26 protein-coding genes and 3 tRNA genes are annotated in these 23,042 nt (G+C 61.4%); 1 reads left to right on the top strand and 28 read right to left on the bottom strand.

The window, feature by feature from the left end:
- Position 1: 1 nt before the first annotated feature.
- The 3 genes from ABHR63_RS07040 to serS form a co-directional block, all read right to left on the bottom strand.
- Positions 2-78: transfer RNA gene (locus tag ABHR63_RS07040), tRNA-Arg, on the bottom strand.
- A gap of 77 nt (positions 79-155) precedes the next feature.
- Complete coding sequence (locus ABHR63_RS07045) at positions 156-533, bottom strand: hypothetical protein (RefSeq protein ID WP_346964817.1); 378 nt, start codon at positions 531-533, stop codon at positions 156-158.
- A 173-nt stretch (positions 534-706) separates the two neighbouring features.
- Positions 707-1,990 (bottom strand): serine--tRNA ligase, encoded by a 1,284-nt coding sequence (gene serS / locus ABHR63_RS07050; RefSeq protein ID WP_040359108.1) that lies wholly within the window; start codon positions 1,988-1,990, stop codon positions 707-709.
- Positions 1,991-2,101: 111 nt separating this feature from the next.
- On the opposite strand from serS, the gene ABHR63_RS07055 reads away from it, so the two are divergent.
- Positions 2,102-2,275 carry a DUF6724 family protein gene (locus ABHR63_RS07055; RefSeq protein ID WP_006235069.1) on the top strand — a complete coding sequence of 58 codons (174 nt, stop codon included), beginning with the start codon at positions 2,102-2,104 and terminating at the stop codon, positions 2,273-2,275.
- A gap of 156 nt (positions 2,276-2,431) precedes the next feature.
- Here ABHR63_RS07055 and proC read toward each other — a convergent pair whose 3' ends face one another.
- From proC to rsgA, 25 genes are all read right to left on the bottom strand, one after another.
- Entirely contained in the window at positions 2,432-3,202 is a 771-nt protein-coding gene (proC, locus tag ABHR63_RS07060; protein WP_161145119.1) for a pyrroline-5-carboxylate reductase, read from the bottom strand.
- A 73-nt stretch (positions 3,203-3,275) separates the two neighbouring features.
- The gene (rlmH, locus tag ABHR63_RS07065) at positions 3,276-3,746 is read right to left on the bottom strand and encodes a 23S rRNA (pseudouridine(1915)-N(3))-methyltransferase RlmH (RefSeq protein ID WP_161145120.1); all 471 of its coding nucleotides are present in this window, start codon (positions 3,744-3,746) and stop codon (positions 3,276-3,278) included.
- Positions 3,747-3,752: 6 nt separating this feature from the next.
- Complete coding sequence (locus tag ABHR63_RS07070) at positions 3,753-4,691, bottom strand: SPFH domain-containing protein (RefSeq protein WP_161145121.1); 939 nt, start codon at positions 4,689-4,691, stop codon at positions 3,753-3,755.
- Between the two features lie 306 nt (positions 4,692-4,997).
- A tRNA-Leu gene (locus ABHR63_RS07075) sits at positions 4,998-5,084 on the bottom strand.
- A 43-nt stretch (positions 5,085-5,127) separates the two neighbouring features.
- Positions 5,128-6,045, bottom strand: a complete 918-nt coding sequence (locus tag ABHR63_RS07080) for a TatD family hydrolase (RefSeq protein ID WP_161145122.1) — start codon at positions 6,043-6,045, stop codon at positions 5,128-5,130.
- Complete coding sequence (gene rsmA / locus ABHR63_RS07085) at positions 6,035-6,895, bottom strand: 16S rRNA (adenine(1518)-N(6)/adenine(1519)-N(6))-dimethyltransferase RsmA (protein ID WP_161145123.1); 861 nt, start codon at positions 6,893-6,895, stop codon at positions 6,035-6,037. The genes ABHR63_RS07080 and rsmA overlap by 11 nt, the downstream gene beginning before the upstream one ends.
- A gap of 107 nt (positions 6,896-7,002) precedes the next feature.
- The gene (metG, locus tag ABHR63_RS07090; RefSeq protein WP_161145124.1) at positions 7,003-8,604 is read right to left on the bottom strand and encodes a methionine--tRNA ligase; all 1,602 of its coding nucleotides are present in this window, start codon (positions 8,602-8,604) and stop codon (positions 7,003-7,005) included.
- Positions 8,605-8,673: 69 nt separating this feature from the next.
- Complete coding sequence (gene rsmI, locus ABHR63_RS07095; RefSeq protein ID WP_035136820.1) at positions 8,674-9,552, bottom strand: 16S rRNA (cytidine(1402)-2'-O)-methyltransferase; 879 nt, start codon at positions 9,550-9,552, stop codon at positions 8,674-8,676.
- A gap of 6 nt (positions 9,553-9,558) precedes the next feature.
- On the bottom strand, positions 9,559-10,620 hold the full coding sequence (locus tag ABHR63_RS07100) for a glycoside hydrolase family 5 protein (RefSeq protein WP_138113978.1): 1,062 nt from the start codon (positions 10,618-10,620) through the stop codon (positions 9,559-9,561).
- A 468-nt stretch (positions 10,621-11,088) separates the two neighbouring features.
- Positions 11,089-11,161: transfer RNA gene (locus ABHR63_RS07105), tRNA-Phe, on the bottom strand.
- 123 nt (positions 11,162-11,284) lie between these two features.
- Positions 11,285-11,569: an ATP-binding protein gene (locus tag ABHR63_RS07110; protein ID WP_035137167.1), complete on the bottom strand. Its 285-nt coding sequence runs from the start codon at positions 11,567-11,569 to the stop codon at positions 11,285-11,287.
- Positions 11,569-11,835 carry a hypothetical protein gene (locus tag ABHR63_RS07115; protein ID WP_117736226.1) on the bottom strand — a complete coding sequence of 89 codons (267 nt, stop codon included), beginning with the start codon at positions 11,833-11,835 and terminating at the stop codon, positions 11,569-11,571. The genes ABHR63_RS07110 and ABHR63_RS07115 overlap by 1 nt, the downstream gene beginning before the upstream one ends.
- 58 nt (positions 11,836-11,893) lie before the next feature.
- A complete protein-coding gene (locus ABHR63_RS07120; protein WP_346965929.1) occupies positions 11,894-12,274 on the bottom strand; it encodes a DUF192 domain-containing protein in 381 nt (126 codons plus the stop codon).
- Positions 12,250-12,726, bottom strand: coding sequence for a TadE/TadG family type IV pilus assembly protein (locus tag ABHR63_RS07125; RefSeq protein WP_346964815.1), 477 nt, complete (start codon positions 12,724-12,726; stop codon positions 12,250-12,252). Before ABHR63_RS07125 ends, ABHR63_RS07120 begins: the two co-directional genes overlap by 25 nt.
- Positions 12,726-14,879 (bottom strand): hypothetical protein, encoded by a 2,154-nt coding sequence (locus ABHR63_RS07130; protein ID WP_346964814.1) that lies wholly within the window; start codon positions 14,877-14,879, stop codon positions 12,726-12,728. The genes ABHR63_RS07125 and ABHR63_RS07130 overlap by 1 nt, the downstream gene beginning before the upstream one ends.
- Complete coding sequence (locus ABHR63_RS07135) at positions 14,851-15,348, bottom strand: TadE/TadG family type IV pilus assembly protein (RefSeq protein WP_346964813.1); 498 nt, start codon at positions 15,346-15,348, stop codon at positions 14,851-14,853. Before ABHR63_RS07135 ends, ABHR63_RS07130 begins: the two co-directional genes overlap by 29 nt.
- Entirely contained in the window at positions 15,323-15,541 is a 219-nt protein-coding gene (locus ABHR63_RS07140) for a hypothetical protein (protein ID WP_346964812.1), read from the bottom strand. Before ABHR63_RS07140 ends, ABHR63_RS07135 begins: the two co-directional genes overlap by 26 nt.
- 1 nt (position 15,542) lies before the next feature.
- Positions 15,543-16,106 (bottom strand): hypothetical protein, encoded by a 564-nt coding sequence (locus ABHR63_RS07145; RefSeq protein ID WP_346964811.1) that lies wholly within the window; start codon positions 16,104-16,106, stop codon positions 15,543-15,545.
- A complete protein-coding gene (locus ABHR63_RS07150) occupies positions 16,070-16,303 on the bottom strand; it encodes a Flp family type IVb pilin (RefSeq protein ID WP_346964810.1) in 234 nt (77 codons plus the stop codon). The genes ABHR63_RS07145 and ABHR63_RS07150 overlap by 37 nt, the downstream gene beginning before the upstream one ends.
- 10 nt (positions 16,304-16,313) lie before the next feature.
- The gene (locus tag ABHR63_RS07155; RefSeq protein WP_346964809.1) at positions 16,314-16,955 is read right to left on the bottom strand and encodes a type II secretion system F family protein; all 642 of its coding nucleotides are present in this window, start codon (positions 16,953-16,955) and stop codon (positions 16,314-16,316) included.
- Positions 16,952-17,878 carry a type II secretion system F family protein gene (locus tag ABHR63_RS07160; protein ID WP_346965931.1) on the bottom strand — a complete coding sequence of 309 codons (927 nt, stop codon included), beginning with the start codon at positions 17,876-17,878 and terminating at the stop codon, positions 16,952-16,954. The genes ABHR63_RS07155 and ABHR63_RS07160 overlap by 4 nt, the downstream gene beginning before the upstream one ends.
- Complete coding sequence (locus ABHR63_RS07165) at positions 17,851-19,179, bottom strand: TadA family conjugal transfer-associated ATPase (RefSeq protein ID WP_138113966.1); 1,329 nt, start codon at positions 19,177-19,179, stop codon at positions 17,851-17,853. The genes ABHR63_RS07160 and ABHR63_RS07165 overlap by 28 nt, the downstream gene beginning before the upstream one ends.
- Positions 19,176-20,825 (bottom strand): nucleotide-binding protein, encoded by a 1,650-nt coding sequence (locus ABHR63_RS07170; RefSeq protein ID WP_161145129.1) that lies wholly within the window; start codon positions 20,823-20,825, stop codon positions 19,176-19,178. Before ABHR63_RS07170 ends, ABHR63_RS07165 begins: the two co-directional genes overlap by 4 nt.
- On the bottom strand, positions 20,825-21,484 hold the full coding sequence (gene cpaB, locus ABHR63_RS07175) for a Flp pilus assembly protein CpaB (protein WP_227790272.1): 660 nt from the start codon (positions 21,482-21,484) through the stop codon (positions 20,825-20,827). Before cpaB ends, ABHR63_RS07170 begins: the two co-directional genes overlap by 1 nt.
- 252 nt (positions 21,485-21,736) lie before the next feature.
- Positions 21,737-22,690 (bottom strand): ribosome small subunit-dependent GTPase A, encoded by a 954-nt coding sequence (gene rsgA, locus ABHR63_RS07180; RefSeq protein ID WP_175406139.1) that lies wholly within the window; start codon positions 22,688-22,690, stop codon positions 21,737-21,739.
- Between the last annotated feature and the right edge of the window lie 352 nt (positions 22,691-23,042).

A 23,042-nucleotide genomic window follows, 5' to 3' on the forward strand; every position in this document is an offset into this window, starting at 1 on the left:
TTGGTGCGGCGTATAGGATTCGAACCTATGACGTTCTGATTCGTAGTCAGACCCTCTATCCAGCTGAGGTAACGCCGCAGCGCAAGACATATAAAACCACTTTAGCTTATTGGAGTCAAGCTCAATCTCAAACTTTTTTGTGAAACGCAGTTTTGTCATGCTGCTCCGCATATACCGCCGTTCCCCGTACGATCGATTGGCTTTTCGATCACGTCAAACTTGGCATCAAGTTCCCTCAGGAGCGATCTCACCCGCTGGGCACAATCATAATCGGCAAACGAGATGCTCAGCATGCGCGCGACCTGGTTGGAAGTCCCAACTCCATAGAAGTGCTCCAGCGCCACAAGCCCCACGTGCGTCACAAAGGTCTCGACCACATGCGGCGACTCCTCAAAACACCATTGTGTCAACGGACCCTCACTCGTCTGCCGAAGCACCAGGCCACCCATGCCAGACGGCTCACACGTTACAAGCAGGTACTCCCCACCCTCGTCGCTCTCAAACAAAACCACCCGATCATCAAACAGCTCCATCGCGTCCCCTTTCTCTCGCTCTTATTTAGCAAAAGCATAACAGGTAGATAGCTGTATACAGAACAGTTGTTCGTGTGTTTTCTATTGAGCTGTCCGCACGGCATGGTATGGACCTGCGCACGAAATAGGGCGCCCCCGAAGGAGCGCCCTTGCATATCCCCTATGCAGCCAAGTTACGCGACCGGCTCGATCTTCTCGAGACCGCCCATGTAAGGACGCAGAACCTCGGGGATCGTGATGGTGCCGTCGGCGTTCTGGTAGTTCTCCAGAATGGCAGCCATGGTACGACCAGCCGGCAGGCCGGAACCGTTAAGGGTGTGCAGGTAACGCGAGCCCTTGAAGTTCTCGGGGTCGCGGTACTTGATGTTGGCGCGGCGGGCCTGGAAGTCGCCGCAGTTGGAGCAGGAGCTGATCTCCTTGTAGGCGTTGTAGCTCGGCAGCCAGACCTCGACGTCGTAGGTCTGACGGGCAGAGAAGCCCAAGTCGCCGGTGCACAGGCTAATCACGCGATACGGAAGGCCAAGCTGCTGCAGCAGGTACTCGGCCTCGGCGGTCATGCTCTCGAGCTCCTCGTCGGACTCCTCCGGCTTAGCGAACTTGACCATCTCGACCTTGTCGAACTCGTGCTGACGGATGATGCCGCGGGTGTCGCGACCGGCGGAACCGGCCTCCTCGCGGAAGCAGGGGGTGAAGGCGGTGTAGCGGCGCGGCAGGGTGTCGGCGTCGAGGACCTCGCCGGCGTGCAGGTTGGTAAGCACGACCTCGGCGGTGGGGATCAGGAAGTTGTCGCCCGAGACGTGGTAGGCGTCGTCCTCGAACTTTGGCAGCTGACCCGTGCCAAACATGGTCTGACGCTTGACGACGATGGGCGGCCACCACTCCTTAAAACCACGGCTGGTGTGCGTATCGAGGAAGAAGTTGATAAGGGCGCGTTCCAGGCGGGCGCCAGCGCCACCGAGAACGGTAAAACGGCTGCCGGAGAGCTTGTTGCCGCGCTCGAAGTCGAGGATGTCCAGATCGGTGCCCAGATCCCAGTGCGGCTTAAAGTCGAAGTCGAACTCGCGCGGGGTGCCCCAGCGGCGACGCTCGATGTTCTCGTCCTCGTCCTTGCCGTACGGCGTGGCCTCGCAAGGAATGTTGGGCAGGTGAGCCATGAAGTCGTACTGCTCCTGCTCGAGGGCAGTACGACGCTCGGCCAGACCGTCAATCTTCTCGTTGACGGCGCGCACGGCCTCCTTGGCAGCCTCGGCCTCGTCCTTCTTGCCCTCCTTCATCAGGGCGCCGATCTTCTTGGACTCGGCATTACGCGTAGCCTGGAGCTCCTCGACCTCGGTGATGACGGCACGGCGCTCGTCGTCGAGCTCAAAGAACTTCTCGCGATCCCAAGACGTCTGGCGGTTAGCCATGGCGACATCGATGGCATCGGGATTCTCGCGAACAAACTTGATATCAAGCATTAGATCCTCCGGCGATATACATTCCATTTAGGTTGCAACCTTGTACATGTATGGGCAAGTATATACTTATGAGCGTTTACGACCCAACTCAACTACGCAAGAAGGCACCCAATGGACGCAGTTTTTTCCTTTTTGTTTGGCACCCGCACCGGTTTTGCCATCCTTTTCGCCGGCGGCATCCTGCTGTTTGCGATTCTTGCCTTTGTAATGGAGAAGCGCACCCATAAGATGTACGTCGACCGTGGACCCAAGTCCGAGGACGAGGAAGACAGCTTCTGGGACTAACCTGCCAAAAAGGGACAGGTTTATTTTGGTCGGTTTTATCTGGGCAAACGCCGGCGCCCCGCAACCGGAATCGAGCCGGTTGCGGGGCGCTTTTTGCTAAAGGGACAAAACCGCAGGAAAACCAGCCAAAATAAACCTGTCCCTAAATGGAAGGTTTTACTGAAGGGTGGCGTCGATGGCCTTGACCAGGGCGCTGCGCATGCCGGCATCCTCGAGCGCGATGACGCCCTTGATGGTGGCGCCGCCGGGCGAGCATACGGCATCCTTCATCGCCGCAGGATGCTGGCCAGTTGCAAGCTGCAGCTTTGCCGTACCCAGCACCATCTGGCTCACAATGCGATAGGCATCGGCACGCGGGATACCGTGCTTGACCGCCGCATCGCCCAGGGCCTCGATTGCCATAGCGACAAATGCCGGAGCGCAACCACCCACCGTGCCGCCCACAAACAGCAGGCTCGTATCGAGCTCGACCACCGCACCGAGCTTGCCAAGCAGATCAAGCACCACTGCGCTCTGCTCATCACTAAGCGTGGAAGCCTTCTCGCAAGCGATGACGCCCTCGTCCACCGAAACCGGTGTGTTGGGCACCGTCGAGATATGCGCAACGCCCGGCAGGACCTGCTCCCACTTGGCACTGTCCCAGGTCCAGGCAACCGACAGAACGACCTTTTTGGCAAGAGCATCCTTGAGCGGGGCGAATACCTTCTCGATCATGTACGGTTTGACCGCAGCGACCACGATATCGGATGCGGCGACGACCTCGGCGGCATCGTGGCAGGCGACCATGCCGCGCGCCTCGCAGCGCTCAACCAGTGCGTCGTAGCGACCCGCACAGGCGCACATGTCGCTCGCAGCTACACCGGCAGCGATCCAGCCATCGGCCATAGCGCTCGCCATATTGCCAAAACCGACAAATCCAATCTTCATATCGCATAGTCCTTTCAGACACATTCCTCAAAACGAAAGGTATTGTCCCACGCCATTGTTTCGTATTGCCGACCTATTTGTGATACGGCTCGCCACGGCTGATCTTGCAGGCACGGTAAATCTGCTCTAGCAGCACCACACGCGCCAGGTTATGCGGCAAGGTAATGTGTCCAAAGCTGAGCATCTCGTCGGCGCGGGCGCGCACCTCATCACTCACGCCGTCCGAACCGCCGATTACAAAGGCAATGTCGCTGCTGCCTCGCAGCATAAGATCGTCGAGCCGCGCCGAGAGCTCCTCACTCGAACGCTCCTTGCCCTCGATAGCCAGCAGGATCACATGCGCCCGAGACGGCAATGCAGCAAGAATTGCCGCCCCCTCCTTGTCGCGCGCGGCATCCACGCCGCCCGCCTTAGCCGGGTCGATATCGGCCACCTCGCGGATATCAACCTTGGCATAGGCACCTAGGCGCTTGGTGTACTCAGCGCACGCGTCCTTCCAAAAGCGCTCCTTGAGCTTACCGACGCAAACGACGGTGTATTTCACGCGCGTCTACTCCTTCGAATCGTTTTGAACTTTGCTGGCGGTCAGCATCTGCTCGAACATCGAGGCCGACTGCGAAAAGTCGCTCGGCAGCACGACCGTCGAGGTTTTACCCGTGCGAGCGAACTCCGTCATCATCTCGGACCACTGCGTAAACATGAACAGTTGGTTGGCCTCGTCATTGCCGACACCCGTCTCTTGGATGATCTCGAGCGAATCTTTGATACCCAGCGCGATGGCCTTGCGCTGGTTGGCGATGCCCTCGCCCGCCTTTTCCATTGCCTCGGCCTCGGCGGTCGCCTCGGTGACGCGCTTGATGCGGTCGGCCTCAGCGAGCTCCTGTGCCGCAGCGCGCTTGCGCTGGGCAGCGTTGATGTCGTTCATGGAGTTCTCGACCTCGGTCGGCAGCGCGATTTTGGTGATGAGTGTCGACACGAGGGTGAAGCCGTAGGCAGCCATCTGCTCGGACACGGTGGCATTAACGTCCTTGGCGATGTCATCCTTCTTGGCAAAGACCTCATCGAGTGTGTAGACGGGAATCGAAGAGCGCAGAGCGTCGGTGATGAAGTCACGCATCTGGTCGACGGGCTCCTGCAGCATATAGTAGCTCTTGTAGATGCCCGAATCTGCCGGGCCGGCGCCCATGTCATAGCTCACGTGGTACTGAGCAGAGACCTCAAGGCCGATGGTCACGTTGTCCTGGGTCTTAACGTCGATGCCAAAACCGTTTTTCATGGTGCGCAGACTCACCGTGGCGGCCTTGCGGTCGATCACGGGCACCTTCATGTGGAAGCCCGCGTTGACGATGCGGTTAAACTTGCCCAGACGCTCAATGATCACGGCATGCTGTTGTTCAACGACATAGCAGGCGTTAGGAAGCAGCAGCAACAGGATGATGATGGGAATCAAAAGGCTGGTAAGGGCGGCGATGATACCGGACAACAGCATGGTCTCTCCTCTGATAGGCACACGTTGGCACTAGGATACCCGCACGGAGCAGCAACATGACATCAACAAGAGGCCCATAACAAAAAAGCTCCCATTGCTGGGAGCTCTTTCATTTAATGGTGCGGGCGAAAGGACGTCCGCGTATCCGCTTCGCGGATCCGCACCGGCTTCGGCCGCCTGCCGGCGTCCTCGCCAGCTCGCTAAAAACGCTCCGCGTTTTCTTTACGCTCGCTCCTTCACAGGTTCAAGTCCCTGTGATGGGCCCATAACAAAAAAGCTCCCATTGCTGGGAGCTCTTTAATTTAATGGTGCGGGCGAAAGGACTTGAACCTTCATGGGGTTGCCCCCATACGGACCTGAACCGTACGCGTCTGCCAATTCCGCCACGCCCGCGTGCAGGAATTAGAATAACGGAGCGCCACCACGAACGCAAGAACTATTTTTGAAAAAGTTTGCAGGCATTCTCCCAAGCGGCTTGCGCGATTGCCTCAGCATCCTCGCCGGTACGATCGACACGGTCGTTGACCAGCGTGTTTGCCGTAATGGAGATCATTGCGGGCTCGCATTCAAGACCGCGGATGGGCTCCGGAGCCATATACGGGCAATCCGTCTCGAACAAAATTCGATCGAGTGGGGTTGCCGCAAATGCCTCGCGCACATCGTCGTTGCGCTTAAAGGTGGCCGCACCGCCATAGGCGATATAGCAGCCCAAATCCACAAAGCGCTCCATCGTGGCGCGGTCCTCGCCAAAACAGTGCAGCACACAACCAGCCTGGGGCACACCCACCTCGCGCAGTACGTTGTACGCATCAACGTGCGAGGTGCGCTCCCCATCCGAGTCCTCGTGACGCAGGTGCAGCTCCACCGGCACATTGCGGCGCACGGCAAGCTCGAGCTGGCGCGCCATGCAATCAATCTGCACGTTATGGGGTGCCGGCGCGATATCGTCGTCATAGTCCATGTGATAGTCCAGGCCGATTTCGCCAATACCGGCGCATAAGGGGTCATCAAGTGCGGCAACGACCTGTGCATGAACGTCGTCGGTATAGTCCGGCGCGCCATACGGATGCACGCCGGCAAGATACTTGATCTGCGGGATATCCTGCATCGGAAGAATCTCGCGCACCAGCCAGTCGCTATAGTCCGCCACGCTGCGCTTGTCGGCAATGGGGTCGAACATCGTCACCAACAGGTCGACGCCCGCGGCTTTGGCACGCAGGAGCGTCTCGGGCACATCCTTGCCCCAAAACGAAAGCAGATGTGCATGCGTGTCGGCAAGCGGCGCCAAGGGCACGGGACAAGCAACCGTCTTCTTTTTCTTGGTAAACGTCACGCGTTCGGCATTAGGCATCATGGATTAGCTCCCGGGCCAGACGGACAAAGTCGGCAACATCGAGCGTCTCGGCGCGCGTGGTGGGTGCGATACCGCAAACCTCAAAAGCGGCATCGAGCACGTCCTTGGCAAAACCGTTGGCGCTCATGGAATTGCGGATGGTCTTGCGACGCTGAGCAAATGCAGCATCAATCACGCGGGCCACAAATTCGCGATCGAGTCCTTCGGGTACCACGCCGTCAACACGGTCGATACGCACGACGGCCGAGTCCACGTGCGGCGCCGGCATAAAGCAACGCGGCGGCACCTCAAAGCGACCCGTCACCTGCGCATACAGGCCGAGCTTTGCCGTATAGCCGCCATAGGTCTTGTTGCCCGGCACTGCGGCAATGCGATCGGCAACCTCCTTTTGCACCATGACGACGGCGCGCTTGAGCGCGGGCATCGTCTGGAAGAACTGCAGGATGATTGTCGCCGCCACGTTATAGGGCAAGTTCGCGACAAATACCGTGGGCTCGCCGCCGGCGGCCTGCTCAATCTGCTCCGGGCCCACCTTAAGCGCGTCGCCCATGATAAAGCGGAAGTTGGCGTAGTCGGCGGCGTGAGCATCGAGCACCGGCTCGAGCTCGGGATCTGCCTCAATCGACGTAACGCACGCCGCCTCCTGCAGCAGGGCCAACGTCAGCGTGCCGCAACCCGGGCCGACCTCGAGCACGCGCTCATCGCCCGCAAGCTCAGCGAGCTCACAGATACGTTCGATCACATGGTTGTCGATCAGGAAGTTCTGGCCCAGGCGATGCTTGGTCGCAAGGCCAAACTCCTCTAGCAGCTCCCTAGTTGCCGTGGGGTTTGCCAAAGGCGAAGTTGTCATGGTTGCCTCCTTAACATGGTGGCTGCATCGTAAAGCAAAAGGGCATGGACCGTTGCGGCCATGCCCTTACAGCTAAACAGCAAATTGCCGATATGGCGCGCAGCGGCTTAGCCCAGACGCGGGAACAGCGGCTCGCCCTTCTCGACGGGCTGACCACCGGCAAGCAGGCCCCAAGCGCAAATGCCCTTGAGGTCGTCGCTCGCGGCCTCGTCCTCGCAGGACAGGCGGCGCAGGGCCTCGGCAGAAGTCTGGGGCATGAGCGGCATCAGCAGGTGAGCGGCAATGCGGATGGCCTCGAGCAGGTTGTAGATCACAAACGCCAGCTCGTCAGCCTTGGCCTCGTCCTTGGCAAGCGCCCAGGGCTCGGAGTCCTCGATGTAGTGGTTGGCGGCATGGATGAGCTCCATGACCTCGTCCTTAGCTCCACCATAATCGAGCACGTCCATCTTGGCCATGTAGCGCTCGACCAGACCATCGGCGATCTTTGCCAGCGGGTTGTCGAACGCATCGAACGATGCGGGCTTGGCGGGCGCGCAACCATCAAAGTACTTGCCGCTCATGTTGAGCGAACGCGAGATAAGGTTGCCCCAGCTGTTGGCCAGGTCGGCGTTGTAGACCTGCTCCATGCGATCGAAGCTGATGGCACCGTCGGTGCCGGGGACGACGTCGGTCATAAAGTAGTAGCGATAGCCCTCGACGCCCAACATGTCGATAACGTCCTGCGGAGCGATGGCGTTGCCGCGGCTCTTGGACATCTTCTCGGCCTTGCCGGTCTCGGCATTGCGCACGGTCAGGAAGCCGTGGGCAAAGACGTGCTCGGGCAGGGCCTCGCCGATGGCCATGAGCATGGCGGGCCAAATGACGCAGTGGAAGCGGATGATGTCCTTGCCCACGATGTGGAACTGCGCGGGCCAGCGATAGGCCAGCTCGGCACGCGCCTCGTCGGTGTCGACACCGTAGCCGACGGCCGTCATATAGTTGAGCAGCGCATCGAACCACACGTAGGTCACGTGACCCTCGTCAAACGGGACCTGAATGCCCCAGTCAAAGCTCGTACGGCTCACGGAAAGGTCATTAAGGCCGCCCTCGACAAAGCTACGTACCTCGTTCATGCGGAACGCAGGCTCGACAAAGTCGGGGTGCTCGTCGTAAAGCTTGAGCAGCTTGTCCTGGAAAGCGGAAAGCTTAAAGAAGTAGGACTCCTCCTGCACGCGCTCAAGCGGACGGTGGCAGTCGGGGCACAGGTGCTGGCCGACGCTGCCGTACTCCTCGTCGCCCTTCTGGACCTGCGTATCGGTGAAGTAGGTCTCGTCAGGCACGCAATACCAACCGTCGTAGCTGCCCTTATACAGGTAGCCGGACTCCTTCATGCGCTCCCACAGGTACTGCACGGCATGATGCTGGCGCGGCTCGGTGGTGCGGATGAAGTCGTCGTTGGAGATCTCGAGCTTGCTCCAAAGCTCCTTGAAGTGCGGAGCCTGGCTGTCGGTCCACTCCTGCGGCGTCATGTTGTGCTTGGCTGCGGCCTCGGCGACCTTCTCGCCGTGCTCGTCCATGCCGGTCAGGAACTTGACGTTATAGCCGGCGGAGCGACGATAACGGGCCTGAACGTCGGCGATGATGGTGGAATAAGCCGTGCCCAGGTGCGGATCGGCGTTGACGTAGTAGATGGGCGTCGTGATAAAGAACGAAGGCTTACTTTGATCCATGGGGTTTGTCCTCCAGAAAAACGTTGCATACAGGGGATGATTCTAGCGCAAGGGCTGGATATCCTCCATCTATTGCATATCGAGCACCATGGCATAGACATCGCGCTTACGGCGCGAGTACTTCTGCGACAGGCGCTTGGCCACCGCAGAGGCGGGCTCTCCCTCCTCGAGCGCGGCGCGGATATCCTCGCGCAGAGCCTCGTCGGGATCCGCTGCCGCGGCGCCAACCGGCACGATACCGGCCTCCTCATCTTCGCTCGGCGGCGCGATGACCAGCGCAATCTCGCCCTTTACCTCGCCGCGAGCACGCAGCTCCTCGGCGAGCTGGGCGGCGGGCCCGCGCAAGACCTCCTCGTGCAGCTTGGTGAGTTCGCGGCAGACGGCAACCTCACGTTGGGGAAAGACCTCCGCCACGGCCTCGAGCGTCGCCACGATGCGATGTGGAGACTCGTAGAAGATGAGTGCGCCGGGCACCACGGCAAGACGCTGCAGTCGGCGCACGCGGTCGCCGTGCTTGCGACCCAAAAAGCCTTCGAAGAAGAAATGCTCGCAGGGAATGCCGGACGAAACGAGCGCCGTGACGCAAGCAGAAGGCCCGGGAATAACTTCGACGGGCACATCGGCCTCACGCGCCGCCTCGACCAGCGCCTGGCCGGGATCGGACACGCTCGGCATGCCGGCGTCCGAGGCAAAGGCGAGGGTCTCCCCCGCCAGCAGGCGGTCGACCAGGCCGGCGGCGCGGCTGGCGATCACATTCTCGTCGCAACGGACAAGCGGCTTGGAAATGCCCAGGTGCATCAGCAGCTTTGACGTCACACGCGTGTCTTCGCAGCAGATGACATCGGCAGCGGCAAAGGCTTCGCCAACGCGCGGGGACAGGTCGCCCAGGTTGCCGATGGGCGTGCCGACCACATAGAGTTTGCCCGTATGGGCGCTGTTTTGCGTCATATCAACCTATTCAATCATGCCGCGCTCGAGCGTGCCGAGCGCCGCGCGGGCGTCCCATGCTGCAATGCGCTTCTCGGTCTTCCACGTTTGGAAGAACCAACCGGCAGCCGGCGCAAACGAAGCCAGCTGATTGGCGATAAACACGCGCTCGTAGGCATTGCGGCCCTCGGGCGTAACCGACGAGTTGGCAAAGATCGCCGCGCCCGACCATTCGCCCACCAGCACGGGGAACCCAGTTGAAATCGCTTCTTTAAGCTCGCGCTTGTTACGCGAAATCGCCGTCGTCAGCCCGCGGGGGCTCGTGATGTCGAGCGCATGCTCGTCGCGGTAATGGTACAGGTGAAGGTCCATGTAGACGTTCTTGTACTTGGCGCCGCGCATAAAATGCTTCCACTCGCTGGGATGCCCCGACGACGAGAAAACGACGATCTTATCCTCGGGCATATACGAACGGACGAGCTCGTAAGCATCGCGATAGAAATTGCGCAGGTAGTGAGCAGGAATGCCATCCGTCATGGTGAAGAGGCTCTTGCGGACACTCATCTGCGGCGTATCCAGCAGCTCAATACCCAGCAGGCTCTCGGCCTCGCCGTAGCGATCGGCCAAGCGCTCGAGCACGTCGAGTGCGACATGACGACCGTTGGTGGACGAATGCCACTCGGCAACAGCCTCCGGCGTGGCGGGCGAATCGTTGGAATCGCCCTGGCCACCGGGCACAGTCGCCAGGTCAAGCAGCACGCGAATGTTGTACTTGGCAGCCCACTCAATCGCGCGGTCGATGTAATCGACAACCGAGATGTAGGAGGCATCGGACTCCTGTGAGCCAAAGGCATACCAAGGCACCGGCAGGCGCACGGCGTTGAGGCCGATCTGCGCCATGCGACGGAAATCGTCCTCGCTCACAAACGTCTCGTAATGACGGCGCATGCGCTCGTTATAGGCGGCGGTGCCCATGGCCTCCTGCAGCTCGGCCGCGTTGGATGCACCGGTCGCCGCGTATAGCGACGGGGTCACCCAAGGCTCGGGAATAAACCAGCCAGAGAGATTAACGCCGAGTATCCTCTCCATCACTGCCCCCTTCGGATCGTGCAGGCCGAGCCTGCATCGTATTGCATAGGAAAAGTATCGTTTTGAGTATACCCGCGCATGCGGACAGACGACCGAACGGTCTGTAAAGTGGCGCAAAAGCGGGAGGAATGTCTGAGCGGGCGGGCCCGAGATGTGCACGCACGTCGGAAGTAAGCGCCGGAAAGCGCATCCCACTCTGAAGCCAAATTCCGGGACGCAATTTCCGCAGAGCCCTCAATAAAAGAAAAGGACCCCTTTGCAGAGGTCCTAGTCAATTCAAGGTGGCGGGGAAGGGAATCGCGTCCGCGCGCTGCGCGGACGGACCGCTGCGGCGCTTGCGCGCCTTGCGAGCTACGCTGGAAAACGCTTGCGCGTTTCCTCAGCTCCGCGCCCTCACGGGGTTCGATTCCGTGCATGGGCTACATAAAAGAAAAGGACCCCTTTGCAGAGGTCCTAGTCAATTCAAGGTGGCGGGGAAGGGAATCGAACCCCTGACACGAGGATTTTCAGTCCTCTGCTCTACCAACTGAGCTACCCAGCCATTTGAGGTGTGCCTTGTTTCAAGGCTTGATTAGTATAACCAAGGACGCGTTCCGGTCAACCGAGAATTTTAAAAAAGTTTTTGGGCACAGCCTCGGTTCTATAAATCGGCACGTCAGAGGCATCAGCCGGCAGCAAGAAGTTTTTCACTCAGAGCCGCACGGGCAAACTCACTTGGCGTCATCCCCTCGGCAGCCGCCCGTCGACGAATGGCCTCCTTCATTCCCAGAGGAATCTTGACCGACAGCGTTGCCGTCCCCTCACCTGAGAGCGGGGGCCGTCCATGCACGATTCCACCAACGGTGTGTTCGCCATCCGGAAACTCTCCGCGCTCGTACGACTCGCACCACGCGTCAATCATTTCATCCGTTACAACCTGACCATTAGCGGCCGTATACGTCTTGCCCATCATCGACCCCTTTGCCGAGCCTGTTCAATCTCCTGCCAAAATTTCTTCTGGACTGGAGACAGGGCATGAATGATAAGCCACCCACGGACAAGCTCGACCGCGACAAGCTCCACGCTTCGTCCGTCTGGGAGCCATCCAATCGCAAGCCATCTCGGCGGCTCGTCCTTCGACTCGCGACGAATGCACTCAGTAACCGCAAGCCAAGCGCTAAGCACCTGCTTTTCCGTCAGGTGCTTTTTAGCGTTGGGATGGATCTCAACATCCATGCATCTTCTCCTCCATCTTACCCAATTTCGTATGACGAAAGTCCACTGTCGCCAATTCTTAAGCCGGCACGCGTTGGAGAGCAGGAGTCGAAACAATGATTGAAGGACGCTCTAGTGCGGCCCAGGCGCCGGGGCAGGAGCACATGCGCCAAGGACGAACGTTTTCGTAGCGCGCGAGGACATTGCCGTCGCGATTGATGAAGGCGATGTCGATGGGATAGGCCATAAAACACGTGTGGACTGAGGAACAGTGCGGAAATGCCATGACAAGCGGCAGGCCGTTGGCGGCAACCGGACGCCGTCCCAGCATGCCGCGCAGGCGCACGACAAACGACTCCGCCACCGCAAACTCGGCCGGCGTCCAATCCAGCCTGTTGAGTGCCCGCGCGTAGGCGATGTAGGACGAGGCCGCGGTCACATGGCCACCCCCGGACGCCATGGATCGACCGTCACCGCGCGCTCGTGCGACAACGTTGTCGGCGCCCCCAGCGGAACGCCAGCGATGCTGAGAGAAGTCGGCCACGGCTCATAGTGCATGGTGCAGGTGTAGGTCCTAAACGTACCGGATAGGGAGAGCAGGCCACCATCCGATGCCTCCGCGCCTTGCTCGCTCGACACTTCGATCTGCAAGTCATAGCCTTCCATGGCATTCAGAATTTGAGTCTGAACCGTCGCCGAGGCATCGGCAGAGCTTTCGTCGCCCTCCCCCTCCGACGCCACGGCGTGCGCCAACACGATGTCGGGCACCACGCGGTCGAAGCGCGCAACAGCGCTGGCAAAGATCATGACGTTGTACACGATGAGTGCCAGCACCAGCAAAACGGGCGTAACCACTGCCATCTCAACCGTCGCTTGGGCGCGCTCCTCGCGCAGACGCATGCGGATACTCATTACGACCCACCGCCCAGAGCGCCAACCAGCGTGGCGACATCGACGGTGAGCGGGATGGAGCCGCCGCCGGGCAGAGGAATCTCCGCAAGTGTGAACACCGTACCGCTAATGGTGCGTTCGACTTGATATTCCAACGCCTCGCAAAGCGCCTTGGGATCGGTCACGCCCAACGGAATACTTCGCAGTTTGTCTTGCGTTTGAGAGAGACCCGCAATGTCAGACCCCGGACTCTTAATGACGTTGGCGGAATCGGTCAGCACCGGCTTTCGCAGGCGCAAGTCGCACGGTTCCAAACCCAGCGCCGCCACGGACGCCGAAACGGTATCGCCGAGCCACGATGCAATGGAGCCCAACGCACCGCTGCCCCCTCCTAGGTCTTTAATCATCTCGTCCATAAGTTCGTCGGCCGAACCTTGGATATCACCGTATCCTACGAGCAGCCGTCCCCAAACATCCATGACGCCGTCGAGCACGCCGGCAACGCCGCCCGAGCGTTCCTTCAATGTCGAGAAAAATCGCGAAAGCACGTTGTTTTGCGCCGTCGCCTCATCGGGCGCCAGCACCGCAGCAGAGATGGCACCGCGATCGCCAAGCCTGACTGCCGTGTTAAACGAAGAGTTGAGCTCATCGGGGCTCGAGATGGCACCCGAAACCGCAAAGGCGACCACGCCGTTGCGACCGGGCGGAGCGATACGCGGGCGCTCGCCCGAAAGCGCTTTAATGGCCTGGTCAAACGCATTGCCCGCACGGTCGGCCTCGTCCTCGGTCTGACGCATGAGCTCAAGCTCTTTGTTGCGGCATTCGACGTAGTCTTCCAGGGCCTCTTTGAACTTATCGAAGTGGTATTCGAAGCCGTTTTCGATAGAAGTCGAAGGCGCTGCAACGGCACCGAGCGACGAAACGCCAAACTGGCATCTGTTGCATCTGTCCTGCCCGTCATAATCAGCAACCGAGGCTAACCCGCCTGGCGACCCCTTCTTATAGTTGGGGCAACTCGTTCCGTAATGCAGATACGTCTTGCCATCGATGGCACTGGTTGGCCACGCCGCATCGGTATAGAGTTCCGTCGCTCGCACCTCGTCAGTGTTGCGCGGCAACAGCGGGATATAGGAAGTGACTTCATCTCCGTCCTCGGTTACATATGCACGATTGACCTCTGTACTCGCATAGGTGTAAAACGCCTTGCGCGCCGCCGACTCCGCCTTCGTCTCGACGCTTGAGCCCTGAGGTGCCTCGTTTGCAAGGCGCAAGCGGTAATAGGCCTTCGCGCGATCGAGCGCCACTTGCGGCTCCCATGTGACACTCGAGGCATAGTGCGGATTCTCAATATCCGAAAGCTTCGCCAAGCTCTTCGCGCGTTCCCACATGCACGAACAGCTTCCGACTGCGCCTCTATCCGATCCACCGCAGTCGACAAGCCAGGCACGTTCCTTGGCCTTTGACGTTTTCTCGGACGCTTTCTTCAGTTCCTTGGCAGCATAGTCAAGGTCTTTTGAGGTGCTCTCGATGGCATCGGTCGAGATCTCGGACCCCTCGAGCGCAGCGAAGTCCGACTCGGATGTCCTGGGCACGGCAAGCGCCGTACCGGTAAAGGTCACGCTATCGGTATCCTGCGCCGACACCGCCTGCGTGGCACGCGCGGCGATCAGATACGGCAGAGCCGTCTCGATTTTCTGTAAGCCTTCCGATGCGCTTTTGGCAAACTTGTTGCGCGTTTTAATGATCTCAATCCCGGTGTCGACCATATTGCCGGCAACTGGTTCGGCACCCGGGATGAGGATGGCGACCAGGCCCGTCCCGATCGTGGCAAACCCCGCCAGGCCCAAACTCAAGATGCTCGCATCAACCACCGTGGCAGCCGTGTGATAGGACGACACTACGTTGGCACCCGCCAGCGCGCCGCTATCGGCAGCTACCTGGGTGTCCCCGGCACGCGACATGCTCCATATCGCCGCGGTCGACGAAAACAACAACGTGAGCACCACTAGGATGACCACGGCAGAAGAAAGCGTGGTATAGGCGCCGTCTTCGATAAACAGGTCGATACCGGCGCGGCCCATAAAGCCGCCTCGCTTGCGATGGCAGCTCGGACGGCGCGTCAAAACGCATCTAGACCAGAAACGCTTAATCCCATGCAGCAATCCACGAATCATAATCTCCCTCCAGCCATTCGGGACGTGATTGATACGAGACATCGACCTTGAGCTCAACGTAGCCGCCCTCGGCGGTACCACCCATAGCCTGCGCAAACGCACCGATCACAGGCAACGGCTTGACCTCGCCGGAAACGGACACGGACGAGACGCCACCCGCATCGGCCCGGCTAAGCTCGATATCCCACGACAACGGCCCGCCGGCATGAAAGATCGAAACGTTGGGCACTGCGGCAAGCCGGCGGCGGGTGAACTCCTTAAGATCGTCGTCCTTCGCCGTCGTCGTGGTCATGAGCCGCGCGGTCTCGGCGGCGGCAGACTCCATGACCGCGCGCGTATAGAGCAGGCACACCGGCTGCAGTGCCAACAGAACGAGTGTCAGAAACGTCGGCAGTAGGAATGCCGCCTCGACCGTAGACTGCGCGCGGTCCTCGCGCACGACATCAATACAGCACGATGTCCTTAGCACCCGCAGCAGCGTCGACAACCGATGTCGAGGTGACGCCGTGAGATGCCGCCCGCTCGACCAGCGCCGCCAAGCGCCCATCGGCACCGGCACGCCAAAGCCCCGCGATTGCCAGCACGATGGAAAGCAGCGCCACCGTGACGATGGCGTATTCGACCGTCGCCTGGGCAGATTCCTCGCGCAGAACGCCATGCATTTCACGATCCCTCCTTTGAGCTTATTGTTTGCGGGACCAGGCGCACGGCGTGCAGACGACACGAAGCATCGCCAGTATCCGCGGCAACCGTCACCATATCGACCCAGCCGCGCCCATCGCGCACGATGGCGCCCCATACGTTGCCCTTAATATCGAGATAGCCGCTCAGGGCGAGCTGGGCCGTTGGCACCTCGCGGTAGGCGCGTAACATATCCGCCGCTGCCTCGGTCATCGGTCGGTCCTCGGACCATGCAAGCCGGACCGCAATCGCGTTATCCTCAGGCGAATCCGTCGCAGTGCCAGACCGCTTGTCGAGCGTCCGCAGAAAGGTTTGCGCCGTGACAGCGACATCCGAATCGTCCGCATCTCGCATCTCATCTTTTTGAGACGCCACCGCCGAATCTGAGCCCGAATCGAAGGCGGCCCCAGGATGCTGCTGCCGCGCGGCGTTAAGCCCCCAAAGCACCGCCGCTATCGCCACGGTCAGGCAAGCAAACACCAGCAGCACCCCGATGGGGCGCTCGCCCTCTACAGGCTGTTGATGCCCTCGCTGATCGCATCCCATAGCTCTTTAACCTTGCCCTTAAATGCGACGATGGCGATAATCGCGATCACCACGAGCACGCCCACCAAAATGGCGTACTCGGTGGTACCCTGCGCGCTCTCCTCCCGCAACAGCTCCTTGGCATGCTGGCGAGCGCGGATCGCCCGGCAAAAAGCCCAGTTCCAAGCCTTGTCAGCAACTTCGACCATCGTGTTCATGTATTCCTCCCTACATCATCCCGCCTGCTCCCAGCAGCGGGCCCAATATGGACAGAAGCAACGCCGGCAAAATGAGCGTGCCGGTGGGAATCAGCAGCTTGACGGGCGCACGCTCGATCTCGCGCTCGACCGCGGCGCGATGAGCCGCACGGATCTCGCGACTTTGAGCGGCCAGCGTCTCGGCAAGTGGGGCACCCAGGGCGAGCGCCTGCCCCACCGTAATGGCAAAGGTCTCGAGCGCTCGCACGTCCAGGTCGCGCGCGGCGGCCAACAACTCGTCCTCACGCGTGCCCACGCCCACCTGCCACGCCATGCAGGCCCGCTCAAGGCGAAGAGCCAGCACTGACCGGCGGTTGGCGCAGAAAATCTCAAGCGCCGCATCAAACGAAAGACCGGCCGAAAGACCCAAGCGCACAACATCGATCATCTCGGACACTTCGCCGAGCGACACTCGCGCCGGGCCGCCCGCTCCAACCGCGCCCTTCACTCGCGCGGCCAGAGCATCGACCACCGAGCGACCCGCGGCAGCGACCAGCACCGCCTCGCGCTTGCAGACCTCTGCGATCTTGCGTGCATCCGCCCGATCCAAACCCGTCGCGACAAATACACTCAGAGCGCACAGGCAAGCCGCAACTGCAACCGGGGCGCTCATAGCTCCACCCGCATAATGCGCCGGATAACCACCAGGGCAACGGCGTTGAGGGCAAGACCCAGCACCACAGCGCCCGCGCCGGCAGGCGTCGCAAGACCGCGACGAAAATCTGCCGAAAGCAGCGCCAACACCGCGCACATGCCCGTCGGCATCGCCGCGACCATATGCGCAGACATGCGAGCCTGCGACGTCTTAACATCCAGGCGGCGCTTGAGCTCAATGCGCTCCCCCACCATGCTCGACGCCTCGGACAGTAAGTCGGCAAGCGGAGCACCGGTGCGCTGAGACACCTTGAGCGCCAAGGTCACAAGCGAAAGGCCGGGGGCGTCGATGCGCACGAGCAAGTCATCGAGCGCGTCGGTCGCCGAGATGCCGCAATCGATCGCCGCCGCTACCCGCAAAAACTCGGTATGCACCGGTTCTTGCGCATGAGCGCCCACAAAGCGCATGCCCTGGGCCAGCGAATGTCCCGAGGCAAGCGACATGGAAAGTGCGGTAAACGCCTCGGGCATGGCCTCTTCTGCATCGTGTTGCTCGCGCCGGCTCTCAAAGCCATCCCGAGCGGCGCCAGCGGCAATCGGAGCAACAAGTCCCAAGGCAAACCCGAGGGGCGATAACGACACCATCGTTAGCAAAACGCAGCAGACACCGCTCGATAGCAGCAGAAACGCCAAACGCCCCGAAGCATCTTCGATCACGAGGCCAAGGCGACGCGCCGGAGCCAGCGATGCCCACGAACGGGCAATCTTTTTCAGCAGATCGTTTTCCACCAACTCACGCGGCAGCTTCTCTGCCACCGTCTCGAACGCCTGACGCGCCAGCTCCGCCGGCGGCACCTGCGGCACACGAGGTTCCGCCCCGCACGCCGTCGCGACAGAAAACCCTGCCAAACCCCCTACGACGAGGGGCACAGCGACCTCCATTCGTCCACCTCCTCTTGTGTGAGCGTCCCCGACCGCAGGCCTTCTGCGATAAACGGCGGCTCGCGGTCAAGCGTCCAGGTGCGCTCGGCGGCATCGAAAGTCACATAGCGCTCGAGCTCTACGCCGCCCGACGCGGCGCGACGCACCCCCGAATACGAGGAGACGAAGCGCCTGCCATCGGCGTGGCGCTCGGACATCACGATGCCGTCGAGCGCCATGGCAATCTGCTCTTCGATGAGCTCGCTCGGCAGATCGATGCCATAACGTGCAAGCAACGTCAGACGCACCACGGTCTCCTGCTCGGAACCCGCATGAAGCGTGGTGAGCGACCCGTCGTGGCCCGTGTTCATGGCCTGCAACATGTCGCAGCACTCGGCACCGCGCACCTCGCCCACCACGATGCGGTCGGGGCGCATGCGCAGGGCATTGGTCACCAGGTCGCGGATCGTCACCGCGCCCTCGCCCTCAATTGAAGCCTCGCGCGCCTCTAGACGCACCACGTGCGGATGATGCGCAAACTTGAGCTCGGCAGAGTCCTCGATCGTCACGATGCGCTCGCCGGTGGAAATCTCACATGACAACGCGTTGAGCAGGGTGGTCTTACCAGATCCCGTGCCTCCCGCAACCGCCAGGTCCTGTCGCAGCGACACCGCGCACGACAACAGCTGCGCATACCAAAGCGGCAGCGACCCCAGCCCCACAAGCTCGTCCAGCGAGCAGATGCGGTCCGAGAACTTTCGGATGGTGAGAATCGGTCCGTCAATCGCCACAGGCGGAATCACCGCGTTGACGCGATAGCCCGTTTTGAGGCGGGCGTTGACGATGGGGCTGCGCTCGTCGATACGGCGGCCAAGTGGCGAGATGATGCGGTCGATAAGCACACGGATCTGTTCATCATCCTCAAACGCATGCTCGATGGGGTGCAAGACGCCGCCGCGTTCAAAGAAAGCCGAGCGGCAGCCGTTGATCATGATCTCGGTAACGGTGTCGTCCTCGATGAGCGGCTGCAACGGCCCCAGGCCCACTACGTCATCCAAAATCTCGTCGATGATGGTCTCGCGCTCGGTCGTCGCGAGATCGGTCGGTTCCTCAACATTGAGCGCCGCCTCCACCGCGGGACGCAATTCCGAGCGGGCAAGTGCCGGGTCGATATAGGCGCTGATACGCGCCACTTCGTCGTAACCCATGCGGTCCATCACGGCGCACTTGGTGCGTCGTTTCACCGCGCGGCGACGCCCCGCATCTACAGGCGCTGCCCCCGCTGCAGCGCCGGCAGCCTTAATCCTCGTTTGCAGGCTCATCGCTGATCACCCTCGCGCGACCAGGGAAGGCGGATACGCGGGCGTTCGGTGCGCGTTGCACGGTCGGCGACCATATCGCTCCAAGGGCCGACGGCGCACCCCAGTTCCACGAGCATCTCGCGCGTGGCCTCGCGCACGCTGGTCGCAAAAGCGCTGGTCTGCCCCACTGCCTCATCAGCGCGCCCAAACGCCATGAGCGCGGCGAGATCCTGCCCGCCATCGGCGATACGAATCTTGGAGCTCAACGCACAGGCAATCTCAAAGCGCATGGCGACGTCCTCGTCTGCCCCGCGCGCACCGAACCGGTTGAACACGGCGCTCATGCGCGTGCGCGGCACACCTACTCGACTTGCCAGTTCAATGACGCGCGACGCCGATGTCGCGGACGACACCGCAGCATCGCCAACGATCAGGCAGCGGTCGCTCGCCGCCACCGCAGCCGCCACGGCGTCGCCCCAAAAGACCGAGGTATCGATAAAGACTACGTCGGATTCGCGACGCAAAACATCAAGCAGTAGCTCCACCGGACGTGCCATGAGCTCGGCTTGCTCGGGCGCCGCAACGGGACCCCAGAGCGTAACGCCTGGCGCCACGCGCATCGATGTGGCTACGATATCCGGCTCGGTGAGCGCGCCCGCCGCCGCCGGCTCGATAAGTGCCGCCATATCGCGCGGAGCATCGACGCCTAACAAGTCGTAAAGGTTTCCAAACATCAGGTCCAGGTCGAGCACGGCGGCACGCAAGCCCAACAGCGACGATGTGTGTGCCATGGTGGCAACGATCGTCGACTTGCCGCAACCGCCCGAACCCGAAATGGCGCAGATGACCGGAGCTCGATGCTGCGGAGCGGCAGCGTCTGCCGGCGGCATCGGAGGCGGCGGGGCGGGCGTCGGCGACAGCGTCCCCGTCTCCCCCGCCGCAACCACACGCTGCGTCCAAGCCGGCATGGCAGCTTGTTCGGTCTGCAAGGCAGGCTCGTTCTGTGCAATCTGCTCATGCTGCATCAGCGACAACTCGCCGCACCCGGCAAAGCCCTCAACTTCGTCGAGTTCATCCGCCAGATTCACGCCGTGCACGTATCCCATATCTACAGCCGGGGAGTCGCCAGCATGCTGTGCCGGCCCTCCAGCGTCATCGTATACAAGGGGGTTCCGGGGGCGCCGACCATGCTCGGCTTCCGCTTTTCCATAATCATCAACACGCGGGCCTCTTGTAGCGCGAGGCGCCCCGGGTTCCCTATCAACAAAAGCATCGGGCTCAATCGTCATGCGCCGATCGGAATCAACCGCTCCCTCGCCCGCGCGCCCGTTGCCGCATATACTGTGCGCAGCGATGACCTCGGTCGCCCCCGCGCGAAACAGTCCCTCGATATCCGACGGATCGAGCGCTTCTATCAACACGACCACGCGACTCACGCGGCCTTCGGCCGTCAGGCGCGCAACAGTCTTGCGCACATCTTCGATATCAAACAGAGACGCCGCGATGATGGCAGCCCCGCGGCGCGACGGAAACGCCCGCGCCATGGAAACCAGCCCGTCCAGGTCACCCACGCGAAGCACCTGTGCACCCGCATCACGGCCCTCGACTTCCTGCTGCAACAGCCCGTAATCGCCGCACGCGCAGCACGCAAGCCAGATCGCCTTCATCACTCGTCGCCTCCGCTCTTTTTGCCGCGCGCCGTGGCGGGAATCGTCAAGCTGACCGTTCCCTTGCCCGAGGCTCCCAGCAGTTCCTTGACGTCTTCGGGGTCAGCCGCCAGCGTCACCCATTCGATCTTGCCCTCGCGCGTGGCACCGGAATTCTCACTGGTATCGATCACGTGCGCGCCGCACAGTCGATCGGTTACGCCATCTTTTTGCACGTACACGTCCACATAGCTGCCCACGCCCGTGGCACCGCCGACCGAGTGCTCGGCATCGACCGCCACCGAAACGGCGACCTTGCCCTTAGGCACCTCGAGCTTGTGGCTCTCGGCCTTGGTGTAGACATTGCAGATCACGGCGTTTTTGGGAATACGTGAAGTCGTCACGTCGCCGCGTACCTGGCGCAGCTCGGTCGCCGCGTCACGCGGCAGCAAACTCGTCAGCCATTCCTGGGTTATGACATTGGTCTCATCGAGGGTCTCGCCCACATCGATATCGCGCGCCGCGACGCATACCTCGACGCGATCGCCACCGTACTTGGCCAAGGTCTCAGCCTGGACCTGTTCGGCTTGCGAGCGGATCGACGAGCCGTAAACCATGCAGAGCAGAGCAGCGAGCACGCCCGCGACCAGACTGATGGCGATGCGCTTGCTCTTGTTCACGGCCGCTCCTCTCATGGCAGTGCCGGGCGAATGCCCGTACCACCATTGTCTGGGTGGTCAGAGTGCAAAGCGGCGCAATCGCGATCTTGGTTTTCGATGTCAAACCAATCGCTGACCAAAAGCTGACCAGCCCGTCAAGCTCGTGGCAAGGTTTTGGTCAGCACGTCAGCAAACTGCATGTTTCGAGGCTTTTCCGCAGCAAAAAAGCCGTCTCCCGAACAGTTGGGAGACGGCTGTCATAGGAAAAATCAATTACAGATGGACATCGGGATCGAGCATTTGAGCGCTCACGCGCATGGATGACGCCAGGTTTTGGAACGTTTCCAGACGCAGGCTGTCGATCTGCCCGGCGTCCTCGGCCTCGCGAACGGCGCAGCCCGGCTCATGGGTATGCGTGCAATCGCCAAACCGGCACGCGTGCGATGCCTCGACAATCTCGGGGAAGGCGCACGCCAGACCCCGCTCGTGACCCACGAGCGGTAGGCTGCGCAGGCCCGGGGCATCGGCGATCACGCCGGCGTCGCCCGGCAGCGCCACCATCACGCGCGCGACGGTAGTGTGACGGCCCTGGTCGTCGCGTTCGCGCACACCGCCGGTCGCCAACGTATCGTGGCCCAGCAGTGCATTGAGCAGCGTCGACTTGCCGGCACCCGACTCGCCCAGAATCATGGCGCAGCTCCCGGCAGGCACGCAGGCACGGACCTCGTCCAGGCCGCGGCCCTCGGCAGAAGACGTCACGATCACGCGCACGTCCGGGCCCACTAGGCGGCGCACGCGGTCCAGATCGCGCTCGAGCTCCTCGGCATCGCAGCGGTCAGCTTTGGTGAGCACCACCACCGGCTCGGCATCGCAGTCGAGCGCCAACACCAGCGAGCGCGCCACGCGGTCGAGCAGCACCTCACCGGCACCGAGCGCCTGCACGATTAGCACGCTATCCACGTTGGAGCAGAGCACCTGGCGCTCTCCACGGGCACGGCCGCGCCAACGCTCAAAGCTCGTACGGCGTGGCAGCACGCACTCAATCACGCCCATATCGTGCCCGGGAGCGCGGCGCACCGCCACACGGTCGCCCACGGCAGGCAGCAGGACCTCGTCCTCGCCGCGCGACTTGGCAAACCCCACGGCATGCTCGGCGCGGAAGGCGTCATCGGCAGTCGCCACCAGCGGAAACCCGCGATCCAAGCGCACCACGGCGCCAAGCTGCATCTGCTCGGGCTCCTCGGCATGTGCGCAAAAGTCGTCAAATGCCGCCTGCTGAGCTTCATCGACCGGCAGGTCATCGAACGCCGGAACATCCTGCAGCGCATCGAGCCCCGGTACGCTCGCCAACAACTCCTCGGCAGACGCGGGGGCCTCGGTCGCAAGCTTCCGACGACGATCGCGCTTAGCCCGCGCCCCCGTCGTCTTTTTCTTCGCTTTAGCCTTAGCCTTAGCCACAAACGCCTCCCAGCAGCCAAAATCACAACTGAGCAGGTATTTTAAATCAAAACCACCCCTAAAAGGGGTGGTTTGCTCTTAGGGTATAACCCTTGGATTTCCGGCACGCGTCTAAAGGCGC

It is taken from the genome of Collinsella aerofaciens (genome assembly GCF_039752775.1).
Classification (GTDB): Bacteria; Actinomycetota; Coriobacteriia; order Coriobacteriales; family Coriobacteriaceae; genus Collinsella; species Collinsella aerofaciens_R.